The sequence below is a fragment of the Pseudoalteromonas sp. T1lg88 genome, from assembly GCF_002964765.1.
GTDB lineage: Bacteria > Pseudomonadota > Gammaproteobacteria > Enterobacterales > Alteromonadaceae > Pseudoalteromonas.
The window spans coordinates 158,447-175,597 of record NZ_PQCF01000006.1 but is presented as its reverse complement, the minus strand read 5'-3'; the positions used below and the strand labels follow the sequence as shown (position 1 = coordinate 175,597).

At 52.4% G+C, this 17,151-nt stretch carries 17 protein-coding genes and 1 pseudogene; 7 read left to right on the top strand and 11 right to left on the bottom strand.

Annotated elements, in window-relative coordinates; genetic code table 11:
- The first annotated feature begins 104 nt into the window (after positions 1 to 104).
- Entirely contained in the window at positions 105 to 500 is a 396-nt protein-coding gene (locus C2M34_RS02520; protein WP_105199508.1) for an HIT domain-containing protein, read from the top strand.
- A gap of 43 nt (positions 501 to 543) precedes the next feature.
- Here the strand turns inward: C2M34_RS02520 and C2M34_RS02515 are convergent, their stop codons facing one another.
- The 8 genes from C2M34_RS02515 to C2M34_RS02480 form a co-directional block, all read right to left on the bottom strand.
- A complete protein-coding gene (locus tag C2M34_RS02515; protein ID WP_105199509.1) occupies positions 544 to 786 on the bottom strand; it encodes a hypothetical protein in 243 nt (80 codons plus the stop codon).
- 26 nt (positions 787 to 812) lie between these two features.
- Positions 813 to 1,664, bottom strand: a complete 852-nt coding sequence (gene panC, locus C2M34_RS02510; protein WP_105199510.1) for a pantoate--beta-alanine ligase — start codon at positions 1,662 to 1,664, stop codon at positions 813 to 815.
- 13 nt (positions 1,665 to 1,677) lie between these two features.
- Entirely contained in the window at positions 1,678 to 2,472 is a 795-nt protein-coding gene (gene panB / locus C2M34_RS02505; RefSeq protein WP_105257983.1) for a 3-methyl-2-oxobutanoate hydroxymethyltransferase, read from the bottom strand.
- A 9-nt stretch (positions 2,473 to 2,481) separates the two neighbouring features.
- Entirely contained in the window at positions 2,482 to 2,970 is a 489-nt protein-coding gene (gene folK / locus C2M34_RS02500) for a 2-amino-4-hydroxy-6-hydroxymethyldihydropteridine diphosphokinase (protein ID WP_105257982.1), read from the bottom strand.
- Positions 2,967 to 4,292 (bottom strand): polynucleotide adenylyltransferase PcnB, encoded by a 1,326-nt coding sequence (pcnB, locus tag C2M34_RS02495; protein ID WP_105199758.1) that lies wholly within the window; start codon positions 4,290 to 4,292, stop codon positions 2,967 to 2,969. Before pcnB ends, folK begins: the two co-directional genes overlap by 4 nt.
- A 216-nt stretch (positions 4,293 to 4,508) precedes the next feature.
- The gene (gluQRS, locus tag C2M34_RS02490; RefSeq protein ID WP_105257981.1) at positions 4,509 to 5,444 is read right to left on the bottom strand and encodes a tRNA glutamyl-Q(34) synthetase GluQRS; all 936 of its coding nucleotides are present in this window, start codon (positions 5,442 to 5,444) and stop codon (positions 4,509 to 4,511) included.
- Positions 5,445 to 5,450: 6 nt separating this feature from the next.
- A complete protein-coding gene (gene dksA / locus C2M34_RS02485; protein ID WP_105199514.1) occupies positions 5,451 to 5,894 on the bottom strand; it encodes an RNA polymerase-binding protein DksA in 444 nt (147 codons plus the stop codon).
- A gap of 141 nt (positions 5,895 to 6,035) precedes the next feature.
- A complete protein-coding gene (locus C2M34_RS02480) occupies positions 6,036 to 7,094 on the bottom strand; it encodes an AraC family transcriptional regulator (RefSeq protein ID WP_105199515.1) in 1,059 nt (352 codons plus the stop codon).
- A 168-nt stretch (positions 7,095 to 7,262) separates the two neighbouring features.
- Between C2M34_RS02480 and C2M34_RS02475 the strand changes: the two genes are divergently transcribed.
- Positions 7,263 to 9,809: a penicillin acylase family protein gene (locus C2M34_RS02475; RefSeq protein ID WP_105258122.1), complete on the top strand. Its 2,547-nt coding sequence runs from the start codon at positions 7,263 to 7,265 to the stop codon at positions 9,807 to 9,809.
- A 108-nt stretch (positions 9,810 to 9,917) separates the two neighbouring features.
- Here C2M34_RS02475 and sfsA read toward each other — a convergent pair whose 3' ends face one another.
- A complete protein-coding gene (gene sfsA / locus C2M34_RS02470; RefSeq protein ID WP_105257980.1) occupies positions 9,918 to 10,622 on the bottom strand; it encodes a DNA/RNA nuclease SfsA in 705 nt (234 codons plus the stop codon).
- 78 nt (positions 10,623 to 10,700) lie between these two features.
- On the opposite strand from sfsA, the pseudogene pepB reads away from it, so the two are divergent.
- Both pepB and C2M34_RS16065 read left to right on the top strand, forming a co-directional pair.
- Positions 10,701 to 11,810: pseudogene (pepB, locus tag C2M34_RS02465) on the top strand (aminopeptidase PepB); the annotation flags it as partial.
- Between the two features lie 77 nt (positions 11,811 to 11,887).
- Entirely contained in the window at positions 11,888 to 11,995 is a 108-nt protein-coding gene (locus C2M34_RS16065; RefSeq protein WP_442792775.1) for a hypothetical protein, read from the top strand.
- Between the two features lie 35 nt (positions 11,996 to 12,030).
- Here C2M34_RS16065 and C2M34_RS02460 read toward each other — a convergent pair whose 3' ends face one another.
- Positions 12,031 to 12,267, bottom strand: coding sequence for a hypothetical protein (locus C2M34_RS02460; RefSeq protein WP_105213341.1), 237 nt, complete (start codon positions 12,265 to 12,267; stop codon positions 12,031 to 12,033).
- A 172-nt stretch (positions 12,268 to 12,439) separates the two neighbouring features.
- Here C2M34_RS02460 and C2M34_RS02455 point away from each other — a divergent pair, with 172 nt between their 5' ends.
- From C2M34_RS02455 to C2M34_RS02445, 3 genes are all read left to right on the top strand, one after another.
- Entirely contained in the window at positions 12,440 to 13,033 is a 594-nt protein-coding gene (locus tag C2M34_RS02455; RefSeq protein WP_105257979.1) for a fumarylacetoacetate hydrolase family protein, read from the top strand.
- Between the two features lie 78 nt (positions 13,034 to 13,111).
- Positions 13,112 to 15,256, top strand: a complete 2,145-nt coding sequence (locus C2M34_RS02450) for an exonuclease domain-containing protein (RefSeq protein WP_105257978.1) — start codon at positions 13,112 to 13,114, stop codon at positions 15,254 to 15,256.
- Positions 15,256 to 15,873, top strand: a complete 618-nt coding sequence (locus tag C2M34_RS02445) for a LysE family translocator (protein ID WP_105213338.1) — start codon at positions 15,256 to 15,258, stop codon at positions 15,871 to 15,873. The genes C2M34_RS02450 and C2M34_RS02445 overlap by 1 nt, the downstream gene beginning before the upstream one ends.
- 224 nt (positions 15,874 to 16,097) lie before the next feature.
- On the opposite strand, the gene C2M34_RS02440 is transcribed toward C2M34_RS02445, so the two are convergent.
- Positions 16,098 to 17,150, bottom strand: a complete 1,053-nt coding sequence (locus C2M34_RS02440; protein ID WP_105257977.1) for an aldo/keto reductase — start codon at positions 17,148 to 17,150, stop codon at positions 16,098 to 16,100.
- Between the last annotated feature and the right edge of the window lies 1 nt (position 17,151).

Sequence of the window (17,151 nt, the reverse complement as noted above, 5' to 3'; positions counted from 1 at the left end):
AAACCTTATTGTTGTAATCCTATGCCCGATGGTACTCATGCACCCTGGGCAGCGCAACTTATTGCCACCAAACGCAGCCGATGGCTATATCAAGAGGAGTAGATATGTTTTCTTTGGCGCCCGAATTACAAAAAGACTGTATTGAACTGGCCGACTGGCCTTTGTGTAAGCTGTTGCTGATGAATGACAGTCAGTATCCCTGGTTTATCCTGGTGCCGCGCAAAGAAGGGGTGACGGAGATCATCGACCTAACGGAGCAGGAGCAGCTTATGCTGATGCAGGAGTCGGCGCGGTTGAGTCAGTTGCTAAAGTCGGTGTTTAACCCGGACAAACTCAATATAGCGGCGCTGGGCAACATGGTGCCACAGTTGCATATTCATCATATTGCCCGTTATCGCGGTGATATCGCCTGGCCTAAGCCGGTGTGGGGACTGCATCCGAGTCAGCCATACAGCGAACAGCAAATTGCCGAGCTAAAGCAGGCCTTGCAACTGCCTTAAAACGAAAAACGGCATCCAATGGATGCCGTATCAAGGGATAGAGTTACTTCACGTCGCCGAGCTTCTCGGCCTGCTCCTTACAGCGGTTATACATTTCCTGGCACTGTGCCACACAAACCTGATTGGTCATGCTTTCATCTATGCTGCTGTTATTACAGCTGTTCTCACATTGGAAGTTTTGTTGCGCACATTGATTGAGCTCAGGGTTGTTAACACCGTTTTGACAGCCACCCAGTACCAGCATTAGTGCGCCCGCAAAAGCCGCAGAAGTTATCGCTTTGTTCATCCTATCACCTTGTTTATTCTTCTATTCTACTTGCAGTCTAGCGGCAAATTGTCGATAAGTCTTACTTTACCAACAAAAGCGGCGGCTAAAATAACCAGCTCACCGTCCTGCTGCTCGGCGCGACGCAAGGTATTGCGCTCGGCAATATTGAAGTAATCAACAACCAGGCCTGTGCCAGCGATACGCTCCTTGGCGCGCTGCTCCAGATCGGCAAAGTCTTTGATGCCGTCCTCGATCTGCTCTTTGACCCAGTTCAGGGTTGAAAACAGTACTGTAGCCTGCTGCTTTTGCTCGTCGCTCAGATAACCATTACGCGAGCTTAGGGCCAGGCCGCTGACGTCACGCTTGGTTGGTACACCCACCACTTCCACTGGCATGGAAAGGTCGCGCACCATGGTTTTGATCACTTGCAACTGTTGAAAGTCTTTCTCGCCAAAACAGGCAAAATCCGGTTGTACCAGGTTAAACAACTTGGTCACCACTGTGGCTACACCGCGGAAGTGGCCAGGGCGCGAGCCGCCACAGTAACCCATGGATACTTCGGGGACATCGACATAGCTTTGGCTGCCCAGGCCATTGGGGTAGATGGTCTCTACCGTGGGCGTAAACAGATAGTCGGCACCGCGCTCGCTAAGGCCCTGTTGGTCTTGCTGTAGGGTACGCGGATAGGCATCCAGGTCTTCATTGGCACCAAATTGCATGGGGTTAACAAAGATGCTGACCACCACCTTGTCGGCCAGGGTCTTGGCTTTATCGACCAAGGAAAAATGGCCTTCATGAAGGTTGCCCATGGTAGGTACAAAGGCGACGCTTAGCCCCGCCTGGCGCCAGGCCTTTACCTGACTACGAAGAGAACGGATTTCGCTGGTTGTTTGCATGCACTAATTTCGCTTAATTGAACTCGTGGTCAGGCCCTGGGAAGGCGCCACTTTTTACATCGTCACAATACTTCTTCACCGCCGCCGGCATATTGCCGGTTTCCGCCAGGAAGTTTTTTGAGAACTTGGGGATATAACCGGCAGAAATACCCACAAGATCATGCATTACTAAAATCTGACCATCCGTGTCTTTACCTGCACCTATGCCGATAGTCGGAATGCTGACCGCTTCGGTAATGGCTTTGGCAAGTACGCTGGGAATACACTCAAGTACCAGCAGCTGAGCGCCTGCGGCTTCGAGAGCCCGGGCGTCGGCAATCATTTTATCGGCCTGCTCTTTATCGCGCCCCTGAATTTTAAAGCCGCCAAAAACATGCACCGACTGCGGCGTTAAGCCGAGGTGACCACAAACAGGCACACCTTGTTGAGTCAGGGCGCGAATGCTATCGTGCAGCCACTGACCGCCTTCGAGTTTTACCATGTTGGCACCGGCACGCATTAGCGTGGCAGCGTTGGCACAGCTCTGCTCGACATTGTTATAGGTCATAAAGGGCATGTCGGCAATAACGAAAAGCTCTCGGCTGCCGGCGCGCACGCACTTGGTGTGATAGGCAATATCATCAATGCTGACCGCCAGAGTGTCGTCGCCGCCTTGCAGTACCATGCCCAGAGAGTCGCCTACCAGCACGGCATCAACGCCATTGTCGGCAAACAGCTTGGCAAAACTGGCGTCATAGGCGGTTAAAGAAGTGATTTTTTCACCGGCTTGCTTCTTTTTGAGCAAGGTGGATACAGAGATCTTCGCCATTAGCTTTCCTTATTGGAGTTGTTCTAGGCCATTGCGAGGCACTTGTGTTGTCAGGCTGCGCACCGAGCTGCCATCGGGCAACTCGAGTTCCGGCGCCAGTTCACACAGGGGGTAGAGTACAAATTCACGTACCTTCATGCCGTAATGGGGCACGGTTAAACGTTCATCGTCTATGCTTTGGTCGCCGAACAGCAGTATATCTATGTCCAGGGTGCGTGGCCCCCAGCGCTCGGCCTTACGAACGCGGCCGAGGTTTAATTCAATGGCCTGAGTGGCGTCGAGCAGTTCATGCGGGGCGAGCTCACATTGCAGCTCCATCACCGCATTCACATAATCGGGCTGGTCTTGCGGGCCCATGGGCTTGCTGGCATAAAATGCCGAGCAGCGGTGCGCCCGGGTGCCGGGCAGCTGCGTTAAGGCATCGACCGCCTGTTGCAACTGCGTGATGGGATCGTTGAGATTGGCTCCCAGCCCCAGGTACACGGTGTGATAACTCATGATGACTCGCCCGCGGCCTTATCGCCTTTGCGCTTTGAGCCGCCACTGCGACGTCGACGGGGGCGACCGCTGCCTCGGGTGGTGCCACCGAGTGACTTGACCATCATCTTCTGGCCGTTCACGTCGGCGTTCAGGTAGGCGGTCCACCAGTCACAGAGTTCTTTTAAGTCGTCCTGACCGCTGTCGACCAACAAGAGCATAAAGTCATAGGCGGCCTTAAAGCGCGGCTGCTGGCTTAAGCGATAGGCACGTTGGCCGCCACGCTTATCAAAGCGATGTTGAATATGCCAGATATCGCGGGCACCCAGGGTAAAGCGTTTTGGCACCGCAACCTGTTGGGCGCTTTCGCTTAATACCTGATTCATGGCCGCCGCCAAGGCATCGAAATGAGGCAACTGCTCACGCTGCATCAGTTCCTGACAACGTTGCAGCAGCGGGAACCATAACAGGGCGGCAAAGATAAATGCCGGGGTGACCTTCTTATCATTATTGATGCGCGCATCGGTATTGATAAACATCTGGGTAATAAAGCGTTCTTGCATCGAGTCCGGATTGGCATCAAGGATCTTATCCAAAGCCGGGAACAGATGTTTAAACAAACCAAATTCACGCAGGGCCTTAAAATTGGCCTCGGCCTTGCCGCTCAAAAACAGCTTTAAGCATTCTTCGAACAAACGTGCCGGCGGAATATTGGAAAGCAAGTCCGCCAGTTCCTTGATTGGCTTGGCCGTGGCTGGGGAAATAGACATATCCAGCTTGGTGGCAAAGCGGATGGCGCGCAGCATACGCACTGGGTCTTCGCGGTAGCGGGTTTCCGGATCACCAATTAGCTCAATGCGACGATTTTTAATGGCTTTAACGCCATTGGCATAATCGTAAATGCAAAAATCTTTAATCGAGTAATAGAGCGCATTAATGGTGAAGTCGCGGCGTTCTGCGTCTTCATCTATGGTGCCATATACATTGTCGCGCAATAACTGACCGTGTTCCGAGGCGTGGCTGATATTGTTTTTACCGCCGCCGTCACCACCGTGGTGGCCACGCATGGTGGCTACTTCGATAACTTCGCGACCAAAAACGATATGAGCCAGACGAAAACGACGGCCGATTAAGCGACAGTTGCGGAACAGTTTTTTGACCTGCTCCGGAGTGGCATTAGTGACCACGTCGAAGTCTTTCGGTTGTAGGCCTAACAGGAGATCGCGCACACAGCCACCAACCAGATACGCCTCATAACCGCCGTCTTTTAGGCGGTACAACACCTTCAGGGCGTTGGGGCTAAACTGGCTACGGGAAATTCCGTGCTCACTTCGAGGAATGATCACCGGCTCGTTTAAGGTGGTGATTTGCCCATGCTCGGCATCACTTGCGTCTTTAGCTGACAACACCTGCCGGCATAGCTGAAACAGTTTAGAAATGATAATCGCTCTCCTAGGCTACAGTTATGGCGATTGTGAAAGTGGCTTATAATATACCAGCACGGCAGAAAAATTAAGCGAGCGCGGATAAAAATCGCAGCGCCAAGCCCATGGCACTGGTTATAGCTGCTGAATTAGGGTCTTGCCGTTGGCATCTTCGCTGACTTGGACTTCCAGAGCGCGGCGCAAGGCCTGGCGTTGATATGCTTGATGCGCCCAATCAAGAATATCGGCAACCGGGTAGCTGAGCAATTCCGGTGGCGGCGCAAAGCCAAGAAAGTGCAACGCATCTACTAAGGCGGGTTGCGGGTTCTGCCTGTCTATGGCCGGGGCGTAGTTTTGTTTTGACAGTTTAAAGCCCGGGCTGGCCACCGCCAGTGGCAGATGCAGATACTCTGGCGCTTTGTGCCCTAACTGCTGAAACAAGCCGATTTGTCGGGCCGTGGGAATAAGCAAGTCGGCGCCGCGCACCACATGGGTTATGCCCTGGTCGATATCATCGATGACCACCACGAGTTGATAGGCGAACAAGCCATCGCGGCGTTTAATTATGTAGTCTTCTTCGGCCTCAGCGGCGGCAATATCAACCCAACCTTGCAGTGCATCCAGATAATGATAAATGGGCTGCTCTTGCTTGAGGCGCAGCGCCAGGTGCTCACCACTTAGTGCTAAGTTGCGGCAATGGCCGTTATAGATGCCACCCAAGGCTTTAATTTCTTTGCGAGTGCATTGGCACGCATAGACCAGGCCTTGTTGTGTCAGCTGCTCGCTTACCTCGGCATAACGTTCTAATCGTTGGCTTTGCCAGATCACTTCGCCATACCAGTGCAGGCCATAGGCTTCTAAGGTGTGGAGAATATCGCTGTCGGCGCCGGGGCGCACACGGGGGGTGTCTATATCTTCAATACGAACCAGCCACTGTCCTTGATGCGCGTGTGCGTCAAGGTAGCTGCCGAGGGCGGCAACCAATGAACCAAAATGCAGTGGGCCTGAAGGGGAAGGGGCAAAGCGGCCGACATAGGCTGTGGCGCCCTGATCCCCATCCAAATGGGTCATGGTGTATTAACCGCGACCCGATTGTTTCTCTTTGATTTCCGCCAATGCTTTACAGTCAACACACAGGTCGGCCGTAGGGCGTGCTTCAAGACGGCGGATACCGATTTCGATACCGCACGATTCACAATAACCAAAATCGTCTTCGTCGATCAGGTTTAGGGTTTTTTCGATTTTCTTAATCAGTTTACGCTCGCGGTCACGAGTACGCAGCTCTAATGAGAACTCTTCTTCTTGGGCTGCACGGTCGACCGGATCAGGGAAGTTCGCAGCTTCATCTTGCATGTGCGTTTTAGTGCGATCAACTTCATTTCTTAGATCGTTACGCCACGTTTCCAGAATTTTGCGAAAGTGAGCACGTTGCTTTTCATTCATGTACTCTTCGCCTGGCTGTTCCTGATACGGCTCTAAACCCGCCTGAGCGATCAAACCTAATTTACGCTGCTCTGGCATAACTATCTCCTAAATCCTTAATACCAAGTCCCCGGTAAATACCGGCGGCTATAAATAGCAAAATACCACCCCCTTAGCAAACACTTTTTATTTTAGTACCTTGCCTTGGCTTGGCTGCGGCTCTTGCCTTCAGGCGAGCCTTCAGCCGGGTGCTGATTTTTTAATTCGCCTTGATATTGGGCCATCTGAGTTTATTTCAAGGGTGTGTTGATGTAAAAAAAAACGTTTAGGGGAGAGGTAAAACCAGCGTTTAAATGCCCGTTGCAGCGCACTTTGCTCGGAAAACCCCAGTTTATTAGTTACCTCAAGGGCGCTGTAGCCGGACTCGAACAGTTGCAAGGCCAGGTGCTGGCGGCACTCATCAAGCAATTTGGCGTAGCTGGTATCTTGCCGGGCCAATTGTCGTTGCAGGGAGCGTGCCGGTAGGCCAAAAAGGGCGGCCAGTTGCTCTATGCGCATGATCTCCGGCAGGTGGGCATTGATATGCAATTTAACCGCATCGCTCAAACTGTAATGACTATTTAGCTGTTGTTGCGCCTGATGCAGTAAGACTTGCTCCAAGGTTTTATCCGGCTGTTTGAGTGGTCGGTTAATCAGCTCCCTGGGTATGCTGAGTGTGTTGCTGGGTGCCTCAAACTGCAGCGGACAGCGAAAGAGATTGTCGTAGATACGGCGCTCTTTGAGATCCTGAGGAGCGGCACGCATTAGCTGAATTTGCAACGGCGCCAGGGTTTCGGCATCGACCATATAGGTGCGGGCAAAACTAAGCCAGCTGGCAAAGAGTTCATCAATTACATAGTAGCAGCCGTCTTGAGTTGGTCCGAGGTCTAAAGTCAGAGTCTTGGGCTGCTGATGTAGGGTGAGACTTTGGGTGTGCCGAACCAGGGGATGAAAGCGGCGGCCATAGTCGATAACGCGGCGTAAATCCGGACTCACGCTGGCTAAATGACCCAGCACGCCCCAGCGATCGAGATCGAATTGGGCGCCAAAAGACAAGCCTATGTAGGGGCAATTTAATTGTTTATGGGCCCAGCGCATCAGCCGCTGATAGTGGTTGAGGCTAAAGGCGCTGTTGTGCGCGTGTAGTTCCTGTTCGCTACACCCAAGCTGAGTGAGACAGGCAGTACGACTTAAGCCCTTACTCTCAAGGAATAACACCAATGAGCGAAGCAATTGATAACTCACATAGGAAGCGCGCATAGGAACCCAATTTATTATTTTTTTATACTTTTAAAACTGGAGCAGGTGGCGCCCAAAGTCAATATTTGGCGTTAAACGTCAAGATTTAATAGGGCACTTAGGGCAAGGTGGATAAGTGAGCGATGTTGAATAGAAAGTTAAGAATAACAAAAAGGACGCTTTATGAAGATGCAACTTAACCCCGTACTGGTGGCCTTGCTGACGGCGCTGACCCTCAGTGCCTGCGGCTCAGACGATAACGACGATGCACAAGTTGTCACCACCCCCGAGCCCGTACAACCCAGCCCCCAGCCCAAACCCTTGGTGTTGTTTGATGACGATGGTGTACTGGAAGCGGATATTCGTTGGACCACGTACGGGGTGCCGCATATAAAAGCGGACAATATCGAAAGTTTGGCCTTTGGCAGCGGCTATGCGTATGCCAAGGACAATGCCTGCATCATGATGGATCAAATCGTTAAGGTGCGAGGTCATCGCAGTCTTTACTTTGGTCCGGATAAGGTGCCTGGCAGTGGTGATAGCGAACATCTTATTTCCGACTTTGGATACAAGGCCCTGGGCGTCAATGACTATGCGCAGGCCCATTATATGGAACTGGACGAACAAAGCCGTGCGCATTACCAAGGGTTCGTGGCCGGTTTCAATAAATATGTGGCCGATACCGGTGTCGCCAATTTGGCGCCGGAGTGCGCAGGTCAGCCCTGGGCCGTGACTATAACTAAAGAAGACATGCTGGCCTATGCCATGGCCACGGTGCAACTGGCCAGCTCTGCTAACTTTCTCGATCTGGCCTTTTTCGCCAATCCCGGCGATGGCGACGAATATCTGCCGGTAATGACCCAGGCGGGTGTCCAGGCTCAGGCCTTTGCCAAGGAGCTCAATAGCAAAACCAGTACCTTGCAGCTGCAGAAAAAGTATGAACATTTAGGTTCTAATGGCTGGGGTCTGGGTAAGGATAAAATGGAAAACGGTAAGGGCGGCCTGCTAGCTAACCCGCACTTCCCGCACCAGGGGAACTTACGCTTTTGGCAATCACACCTCACCATTCCCGAGTCACTGAATGTCATGGGCGGCAGTTTGCAGGGCATGCCCGGGGTGATCAATATCGGCTTTAACGAGAATGTGGCCTGGACCCACACCTTCTCCACCGCGCGCCACTTTATTATTTATCAGTTGGCGCTAAGCGAGGGCGATCGTCTTACCTACACCCTGGACGGCGAACCCATGCCTATAACCAGCAAAAGCATCAGTGTCGATGTGGCGGTAGGGCCGGGCCAGTTTATCACCCTGAATAAAGAGTATTACTACTCGCATCAGGGCCTGATGATAGAGACGCCGGCGGCCTTTGGTCTGGGGTGGAGCGACAGCAATGCCTTTACCATCAAGGATGCCAACGAATTCAATATGGACGTGGTCGGCTTTTGGTCGCGCATGAACGCGGCTCATTCCCTCGATGATATGAAAAAGGCATTTCAAGAATTCGATGGTGTTTCCTTCAATAACACCATGGCCTCGGATAAAGAAGGCAATGTGTTTTATATCGATGACTCTACCGTGTTGCAGGTCGGGGATACAGCTAATCTGGCCATGCGTTTAGAGCCACAACTGGTGGCGCTGCGTCAACAAACCGGTTTTGATCTGGTTCCGGGCGACACCTCCTTGTTTGAATCGAGCGGCGTGGTTGCATACGAAGATGCGCCCAAACTAGAGCGCACCGACTATGTGCAAAACTCCAACGACAGCTTTTGGCTTACCAACCCGGCCGAGCCTTTGTTGGGCTATGCGGCGCAATACGGCGAGGTACAGTACCCTCAGTCTCTGCGCACTCGTATGGGCTTAAAGTTATTGCGCGAAGGCGGTGGCGCCGATGGCAAATTCTCTCTTGTTGAGCTGGAGCAGGCGCTGCTCGGTAATGATATTTATCTTTATGATCTTGTGCTTCCGGCGCTGGTTAAGCAATGCCAGGCACAAGGCAGCGCGCCCGTATCGGTTGGTGGTCGCGATGTAGACCTCAGTGCGGCCTGCGCCCTGTTGGCTGATTTCGATGGCAAGATGAACCTCGATACCAAGGGCGCGGCGCTTATCCGAGAATTTGCGCACCTGTTTGACCCGCAAGTACACCTGTTTGATAACTTTTCTGTGACCGATGCGGCCAATACACCTAACACCTTGAAGCTCGACGGTTCGGCATTGCAGGCTTTGGCCCATGCGGTCTTGAACGTGACCGACAATGGCTTTGCTCTGGATGCGACTTTGGGCGAACTGCAATTTGTCGAGAAAACCCTGGCCGGTGGTATGGGCTCGGGTGAAAAGCTGCCTTGGGCTGGGCCTATGCATGTGGAAGGGGGCTTTAATGTCTTCCGTTTTGACCGCCGGGCGCTGTCGAACTCGACGGTCATTCCCTATAAGATCTTTGACCGCTTGCCGGATGCCATTACCGGACAGCCCTTGGCTTCGGGTTTAAGTGCCGATGGTTACCCGGTTAACTATGGTTCGAGCTGGATGTTTGTGATGAACTTTACCGACAATGGTCCGGTAGCCAAGGGTTTGTTGACCATGTCGCAAAGCTCGCACTCGGACTCGGATCACTTCGACGATCAAAGTCGCTATTACTCACAGAGTGCGGCATTACGGCCACTGTATTTTAGTGAAGGGGATATTACCAACAACCTGATAGCCGAAATGTCGCTGAGTTACGCCAAGCCCAGCGAGTAATTAAAGCAACATCAGAGGGAACCGGTAAGTGCGCCAGTTCCCGCTTTCCCAACTAAAACGGTCTACCTGAGGTAAGCCGTTTTTTTAATTTCAAATAGGCCAGGGGCCTCAGGCAAAAGGCAGGGCTTGGGTTAAAACCACTTTCTCGGCGCTGATCTCCGCCTTATACGCCAGTACTTCCACACCGGCCGTCACCGCTTCTTCAAGCAATTGTGCATACTTAGGGTCGATATGTGCCGCTGCGCTCACGCCTTCGATACCTGTATGCAATACCGCAAACAAGAGTACCGCTCTATGGCCTTGCGCCTTCATCGCCATCAACTCGCGTAGGTGCTTTTGCCCACGCAGGGTTTGCGCATCGGGGAAGTAACCCTGGCCGTTTTCTTCCAGTAAGGTCACGGACTTCACTTCGATATAGCAATCGGCTTTGTTGGCATCGCGCAGCAAAATATCGATACGGCTGTTTTCATCGCCGTATTTCACTTCGCTCAGCAGCTCATCGTATCCTTGCAGCTCTGTAATCACGCCTTGTTCAATGGCTTCGATGGCCACCTTGTTGGCCACGGCGGTGTTTACGCAGATCAAGTCGCCGGCTTGATTGCTGGAGAGCTCCAAGGAATGCGGGTACTTGCGTTTGGCGTTATCACTGGTGGAGTAGTATGCGCTAACGCCTGGCTCGGCGCAGCCGGTCATCTTGCCGGTATTGGCGCAGTGCACGGTAAATTCATGGCCGTCGGGATGGTGTAAATCCACTAAAAAACGCTTGTAGCGTTTTAACAGGGTGGCGGTTTGAAGAGGCGGTTGAAATAACATTAATCGTACTTCGCTTTAGAACTGCATGGCCCTAGTGTAAACTGCTGGTAATTGTAATCCCAGTCCAAGAGGACCCCTATGAGTCAACAATTTTTAGTACAACTAAGCGAGCAGGCTGCCCCAGGTCATTGGGGTGAGGCGGCAAACCTGTCTTTCAATGAGCAAGGTGCAATCGTGCACCTAAGCGAAACCGATACCCTGGTGAATGTGCAAAAGGCCGGTCGCGCCATTGCCAACCAAGGCGTAAAAGCGGTCACCTTAACCGGTGATGCCTGGTGCACAGAGAGCCAGTGGGCTTTCTATCAAGGTTTTGTGAGCCCTAAAGTACTAGATGGCGTTGAATTCGTTGATAATGAGCAAAGTGATTTAAAAGAGCTGGCGGCGCTTAAGCAGTCGGCTATTTGGATGCGTCAGATGATCAACGGCACCGCCGAAGATATCTACCCGGAAAGCCTGGCCGAGAAAGCCGGTGAGTTTATCCAGTCTTTGGCTCCTGAGCACGTAAGCTACCAGATCATCAAGGGCGAAGCGTTAAAAGAGCAACAGTGGATTGGTATCTACGAGGTAGGTCGTGGCAGTGAGCGCCCACCTGTTTTGCTTGAGCTCGACTTTAACCCAACTGGCGATGATAACGCCCCTGTGGCCTCGGCGCTTGTGGGTAAGGGTATCACCTTCGATTCCGGCGGCTATTCAATCAAGCCAAGTGAAGGCATGCTGACCATGAAGTGCGACATGGGCGGTGCAGCTACTGTGACAGCGGGTCTGGCACTGGCGATTAATCGCGGTCTGGACAAGCGTGTAAAGCTGTTCCTATGCTGTGCCGAGAACCTGATCTCGGGCCATGCCTACAAGCTGGGCGACATTCTTACCTACAAAAATGGCACCACGGTTGAAATCGTTAATACCGATGCCGAAGGTCGTTTAGTACTGGCCGACGGCCTGATGGCTGCTAGCGAAACGGGCGCCGCTACTATTATCAACGCGGCAACCCTAACCGGTGCAGCCTTGGTTGCGGTAGGTCAGGAATACAATGCGTTATTCGGTCTGGATAAAGACATGGTGCGTGACGTTGAAGGCTTTGCCAGCGAAGAATTTGAAGGCGCGTGGCCACTGCCGTTGGAGAAATTCCACCAGAACAACTGTCCGTCACCTTATGCCGACACAGCAAACAGTCGTCCGCAAAAGGCGGTGGCTTTGGTGGCGCCTCTAACGCGGCTGGTTTCTTATCACGCTTTGTTCGTGACGAAGGCAAGGGATGGGTGCATATGGACCTGGCGGCGGCCTTCCAAAACAGCCCAACCAGCCTATGGTCTGCCGGCGCAACCACCTTGGGTATGCGTACCGTAGCTCGCACACTACAAGAAAAGTCGTAATCGACCCAGAGGTAGCGGCTCAGTGAGTCGTTACCTCACTTAAATTTACTCTCCTTGCCCTCATTGCGCATCAACAAGATGGTCAGATAGATCTTAGTCGGCAAAGACATGATCAAGCCCACCGCAATACAGACAGCGCCAATCATAAAGCTGTAAATGCCAAAATAATCACGAAACGAGTCCGTCACCAGCAAGGTATGACCGCCGATGATCAGCAGTACACCAAAAACAATAATGACCTTGAGTAGGGTTAAGGTGGAAAGCCTGGGCATGAGTTTCTCCCGAGTCTGCTCCTACAGTTAGTTAACCAAAAAACCGACTTTATGGGTTTGATCCAGCGCAGTAGTCGCGTCGATTGCAAAAATGTGTGCGGCCGAGCTCTGGTGCTTGCGATGGTGCAAGCAGCGCCATACACTGAGGAAAAATCCAAAACGAGATAAAAATATGGCAACAAAACCCGGAAAAATCACCTGTATAGGCCGTAACTATGTCGAGCATATCAAGGAGCTGGATAATGCCATGCCCGATGCCATGGTGATCTTCAACAAGCCGCCCTCGGTGCTTGCCGATGTGTTGCTGTCGCAGCATCAAAATGAGGCTCTGCATTATGAAGGGGAGCTGTGTTTTGTCATCAAAAACAATCGTCCGGTTGCCGTGGCCTTTGCTTTGGATCTCACCAAGCGGGCGCTGCAAGGTGAATTAAAAGCCAAGGGGTTGCCCTGGGAGCGAGCAAAAAGTTTCGATGGTGCCGTGCTGGCAAGTGACTTTGCTGCCATCGATGAGGCGGACATCGCCAGGCTGTCGTTGCGTTTGTATATCGACGGCGAACTTGTGCAGCAGGGCCAGACCAGGCAGATGTTGTATCCGGTGCAAACGGCCATTGATGAGTTGGCCAATTGGCAGCGCTTGCAAGATGGTGATTGGTTGTTAACGGGGACACCTAAAGGAGTGGGGCAGGTGCGCACGGGGCAGGTATTCGAGGGACAGGTGTTACTCGACGAGCAGGTCCTGGTTACAAAACAATGGCAAGCGCTTTAGGGTCTTAGAATTCAAAAGTTTACTGTATAAATAAACAGTGCTAATCTCACGGTTAGTTTTACCTAACTGTGTGCTTGCATGGAAAAGAAAGTCCTACCGCCACGCTATTACCTGGCGCATTTTAAAGAGTTTCTCAGTTATCATCAGCAACATGCCTGGCATCTGTGCGCGGATGCCGAGCGCGGCTATATCAATGAATTTCTGAGCCTGCCCGAGCATGCTCAGTGTGTGCTGGTGCGCATGTACAATCGCAAGTCCGACTTTGTTGAGCAAAGCAGCCTACATTACGAGGAAATCGACCATGTGCCGCTGGCGTTGGCGCTGCTTAAGCGCCGTCAGTGGGTGCGTCATGTGCAGGAGCATGAGTTTGCCGCCTGGCTAGAATCCCTCACTAAGCTGGAGCTGATCAACCTGTGCAAGGAGCTTGGGCTGCCCGGCATTGCCCTCTCCGCGAAAAAGCCGATGTGGCTGGCGTATTGCCAGCAAACCCTGTGCTTTGGTCATGTGCGTCACAGCGAGCTTTTTTTAAGCTATTTAGTGCACAGTTATAATTCGGTGCTGCACTACCTCTTGTTTGTTTTCTTTGGTCGTATCAATAGCTCGATGACACAGTTTTCATTGCGCGATCTGGGTATTCGCCGCACCAACAAGGGGGAGATTGGGGCTCGCTTTAACCAGCTCGATGAGGCTAAAAGTGCGTTTTTTTACGGTGAGGTGCGCGCTCAGGCGAAAGCCCTGGAGGAAGAACCCCAGTTGCTGGTCTTGGCGTCTGGCTTAACCCAGGCGCCGCTGGCACAGGGAGCGCTGGCGACGCGTTATCGCCATGAGTCCTTGTATGTGCTGGGTAAGAAGCTGTTGACCCTGGGAGTGTGTGATGAGCAATTAGCCTTGGATTTGCTGGCCGAGAGCGAACACCCTCAGGCGGTGGAGCTGGTGGTGCGCCAGCGCTATAAGCGCGGTGACAAAGATTGGGTCGAGGCTCGGTTGTTGGCCTTAATCGAGGATCCCAGCTGCGAGCAGGTGTTGTTTTTTGCCCAGGACTTTTATGCCCTTAAATTTCAGGGCAAGCGCACCAGCACCTTGACCGATTTATTGCGCCATGGCGAGCCTTTGGCCATAGACGAGGCCTATTCTCACCACGTAGAGCAGGGCGTCATCGATTTATATCGGCAACAGGGGAGCGAGGCGCTGCATTGCGAGAACCAATTGTGGCTTCATCTCTTTGCCTTGTGTTTTTGGGATGAGCTCTTTACCAGCGCCCAGGGCGGCGTGTGCACCGAGTTTGATGTATTTCCAAGCAGTTTGCGCGACGGGCGCTTCTATCACATGTACCGGGACAATATCGCGGCGCTGTTTGCACACTGTGATACCAAGTCCAAGCTGGTGCATCATATTACCGCCAATGCCACCCGGCATTATCAGCAGCCCAATGCCTTTATTCGTTGGCATGAAAACCTGCTTGATCCCTTGTTGCTTCTGATTGAACATGCCTCGTTGTCGGCCATTTATGCGCAATTAACCGTGATGGCCAAGGACTTCGTCAATGCCAAAGACGGCTACCCGGATCTGATGGTGATAGCGCAAGGCAAGCTGCGCTTTGAAGAGATAAAGGCACCGGGCGATAGCCTGCGACGCAATCAGCTGCTCGCCATACGTCAGTTGCAGCGAGCCGGGTTCGAGGTACAAGTGCAAAGCGTAAGCTGGCAGGTCAACCCGGAGCAGCCCTATGTGGTGGTGGATATTGAAACCACAGGTGGGCAAAAGAATAGCCACAGGGTGACCGAAGTCGCCGCGGTCAAGTTGGTGAACGGCAAGGAGGTTGCGCGCTGGCATTCACTGATCAACCCCGAGCGCCATATTCCGCGCTACATTACCGAGCTGACCGGCATAGACAATGCTATGGTGGCCGATGCCCCGACCTTTGCGCAGATTGCGCCGTCGCTGTGGCAGTTTTTACAAGGGGCCATTTTTGTCGCCCATAATGTCAATTTTGACTATGGCTTTTTACGCGCCGAGTTTGCCCGTACCGACAAAAACCTGATCCTACCTAAGCTGTGCACCGTGCGTTTGGCACGCAAGCACCTGCCGGGATATGCCTCTTATTCCCTGGGTAAGCTGTGCAAGGAGTTGGGGATTGATTTACAAGGGCATCACCGCGCTATCAATGACACCCTGGCCACGGTACAATTATTTGAATTAATACAAGAACAAAGGCAAAAATAATGGAGTTAACAAATTGGCTGGCCTTGGTGGGCATTTGTTTAATGGGGGCCATGTCTCCGGGTCCTAGTCTGGCCGTGGTTTTAAAACACTGCCTGCAAAGTGGTCGCTCCGGCGGTATTGCCTGCGCCCTAAGTCACGGTTTCGGTGTGGGTGTGTATGCGCTGCTAGCCATTTTAGGCCTGGGAACCTTGCAGCAACAGGTGCCCTTGTTGTATCAGATCCTGATCTATGCCGGCGCCCTGTATTTGTTGTATCTGGCCTTTAACAGCTGGCGCAGTGGGGCTACCAAACTTAAGATAGAAGCTGCGGGCAGCAAGCGTCGCGGTGCCATTCAAGACGGCTTTGCCATTGCCTTTTTAAACCCCAAGTTGGCGATTTTCTTTGTCGCCCTGTTTTCGCCCTTTATTCCCGCCGAGCCGATGCAATGGCAACAGCAGGCGGTGATGGTGGCAACGCCGACCGTTATCGATGCGCTCTGGTACTGTGTGGTGGCCATGCTTTGCAGTCATCCGCGTTTCTATCCATGGCTGGAGCGCAACCAGTTAATTATTAATAAATTACTGGCCGTAGCCTTTACCTTCCTGGCGCTGACCGTGTTGCTGCGTCAATGGTTATAATACCAATTCACTTAAATAGCTAAGCATTCTAGCGGGCTAAATATCATGCTCACTGCGTTGGAATTTTTCTATGTAGAATAACTACATAAGAAAAATTCCGCCTTGTTAGCACATCATTTATCCAGCGCTATATCTGCTCACATACTTAACAGAATTGGTATGAAATTAAAAAAGGCTTGCGTGTTGCAAGCCTTTTTTATGTCGTCAGGGTGCTTTTGTCAGCCCTAATAGGGCGCCGGATACTCCCTAAATACCGCATCGATTTGCGCCAAGGTCTTCTCGTTGAGGGGAAGCGCAAAGGCGTCAATATTTTCCTGCAGTTGGGCCATGCTGGTGGCGCCGATAATGGTCGAAGTGACGCCCTGCACCTGGTTACACCAGGCCAGTGCCAGCTGCGCCGCAGTGATCCCTTGCTGCTTGGCAATTTCCTGATAGCGAGCCACCGCTTGTTGGCCTTGCTCGGTATCGCGGAACAAACCATTGCGCTGGGCTATAGTCCAGCGCGAGCCCGCCGGGCGCGCACCACCTAGATACTTGCCGCTAAGCATACCGCCGGCCAGTGGTGACCAGGGCAGGTAGGCTACGTCTTCATGATGGCATTGCTCGATTAAATAAGGCCAATCCTTGCCATGCACCAGGCTAAACTCGTTTTGCATCGACACCATGGCCGGCAGCGAATACTGCTTGGCGAGATCCAGATATTGGCTAAGCCCCCAAGGAGTTTCATTGGAAAGTCCGCAATGGCGGATTTTACCGGCGCGAACACAAGTATCTAACCCCTCTAAAATGGCATGCATTTGCGCGCGTTCGGTGCTTTTATCGACGCTCTTGATATCCACCATGCCCGGCCATTGCTTGGCGAAATGCGGTGAGGTGCGATTAGGCCAGTGCAACTGGAAGAGATCGATATAGTCAGTCTGCAAACGCTTAAGGGATTGGTCAACCGCGGTTATCACCGCTTCTTTGTTGATGTCGCCGCCACCGCGGACCCAGCTTAAGCCGTTGCCGGCTATCTTGGTCGCAAGCACCAGCTCCTTACGTTTTTCTTGATGACGAGAGAGCCAGTCGCCGATAATGGTTTCGGTCTTACCATAGGTATCGGGACTCGGTGGCACGGCGTACATTTCGGCGGTATCGATAAAATTAACGCCTTGAGCAAGCGCATAATTGAGTTGCTCATCGGCATCGCTTTGGGTGTTTTGTTTGCCCCAGGTCATGGTACCAAGACAGACGCGTGATACCTTTAAGCCGCTGCGGCCGAGCTTTGCATAGTCCATG

What these genes read in the sequence shown, in the direction of transcription:
- C2M34_RS02520 (WP_105199508.1), top strand. Translation starts at nt 105, where the DNA reads ATGTTTTCTTTGGCGCCCGAATTACAAAAAGACTGTATTGAACTGGCC.
- C2M34_RS02515 (WP_105199509.1), bottom strand. Translation starts at nt 786, where the DNA reads ATGAACAAAGCGATAACTTCTGCGGCTTTTGCGGGCGCACTAATGCTG.
- panC (WP_105199510.1), bottom strand. Translation starts at nt 1,664, where the DNA reads ATGCAAACAACCAGCGAAATCCGTTCTCTTCGTAGTCAGGTAAAGGCC.
- panB (WP_105257983.1), bottom strand. Translation starts at nt 2,472, where the DNA reads ATGGCGAAGATCTCTGTATCCACCTTGCTCAAAAAGAAGCAAGCCGGT.
- folK (WP_105257982.1), bottom strand. Translation starts at nt 2,970, where the DNA reads ATGAGTTATCACACCGTGTACCTGGGGCTGGGAGCCAATCTCAACGAT.
- gluQRS (WP_105257981.1), bottom strand. Translation starts at nt 5,444, where the DNA reads ATGACCCATTTGGATGGGGATCAGGGCGCCACAGCCTATGTCGGCCGC.
- dksA (WP_105199514.1), bottom strand. Translation starts at nt 5,894, where the DNA reads ATGCCAGAGCAGCGTAAATTAGGTTTGATCGCTCAGGCGGGTTTAGAG.
- C2M34_RS02480 (WP_105199515.1), bottom strand. Translation starts at nt 7,094, where the DNA reads ATGCGCGCTTCCTATGTGAGTTATCAATTGCTTCGCTCATTGGTGTTA.
- C2M34_RS02475 (WP_105258122.1), top strand. Translation starts at nt 7,263, where the DNA reads ATGCAACTTAACCCCGTACTGGTGGCCTTGCTGACGGCGCTGACCCTC.
- sfsA (WP_105257980.1), bottom strand. Translation starts at nt 10,622, where the DNA reads ATGTTATTTCAACCGCCTCTTCAAACCGCCACCCTGTTAAAACGCTAC.
- C2M34_RS16065 (WP_442792775.1), top strand. Translation starts at nt 11,888, where the DNA reads ATGGACCTGGCGGCGGCCTTCCAAAACAGCCCAACCAGCCTATGGTCT.
- C2M34_RS02460 (WP_105213341.1), bottom strand. Translation starts at nt 12,267, where the DNA reads ATGCCCAGGCTTTCCACCTTAACCCTACTCAAGGTCATTATTGTTTTT.
- C2M34_RS02455 (WP_105257979.1), top strand. Translation starts at nt 12,440, where the DNA reads ATGGCAACAAAACCCGGAAAAATCACCTGTATAGGCCGTAACTATGTC.
- C2M34_RS02450 (WP_105257978.1), top strand. Translation starts at nt 13,112, where the DNA reads ATGGAAAAGAAAGTCCTACCGCCACGCTATTACCTGGCGCATTTTAAA.
- C2M34_RS02445 (WP_105213338.1), top strand. Translation starts at nt 15,256, where the DNA reads ATGGAGTTAACAAATTGGCTGGCCTTGGTGGGCATTTGTTTAATGGGG.
- C2M34_RS02440 (WP_105257977.1), bottom strand. Translation starts at nt 17,150, where the DNA reads ATGGACTATGCAAAGCTCGGCCGCAGCGGCTTAAAGGTATCACGCGTC.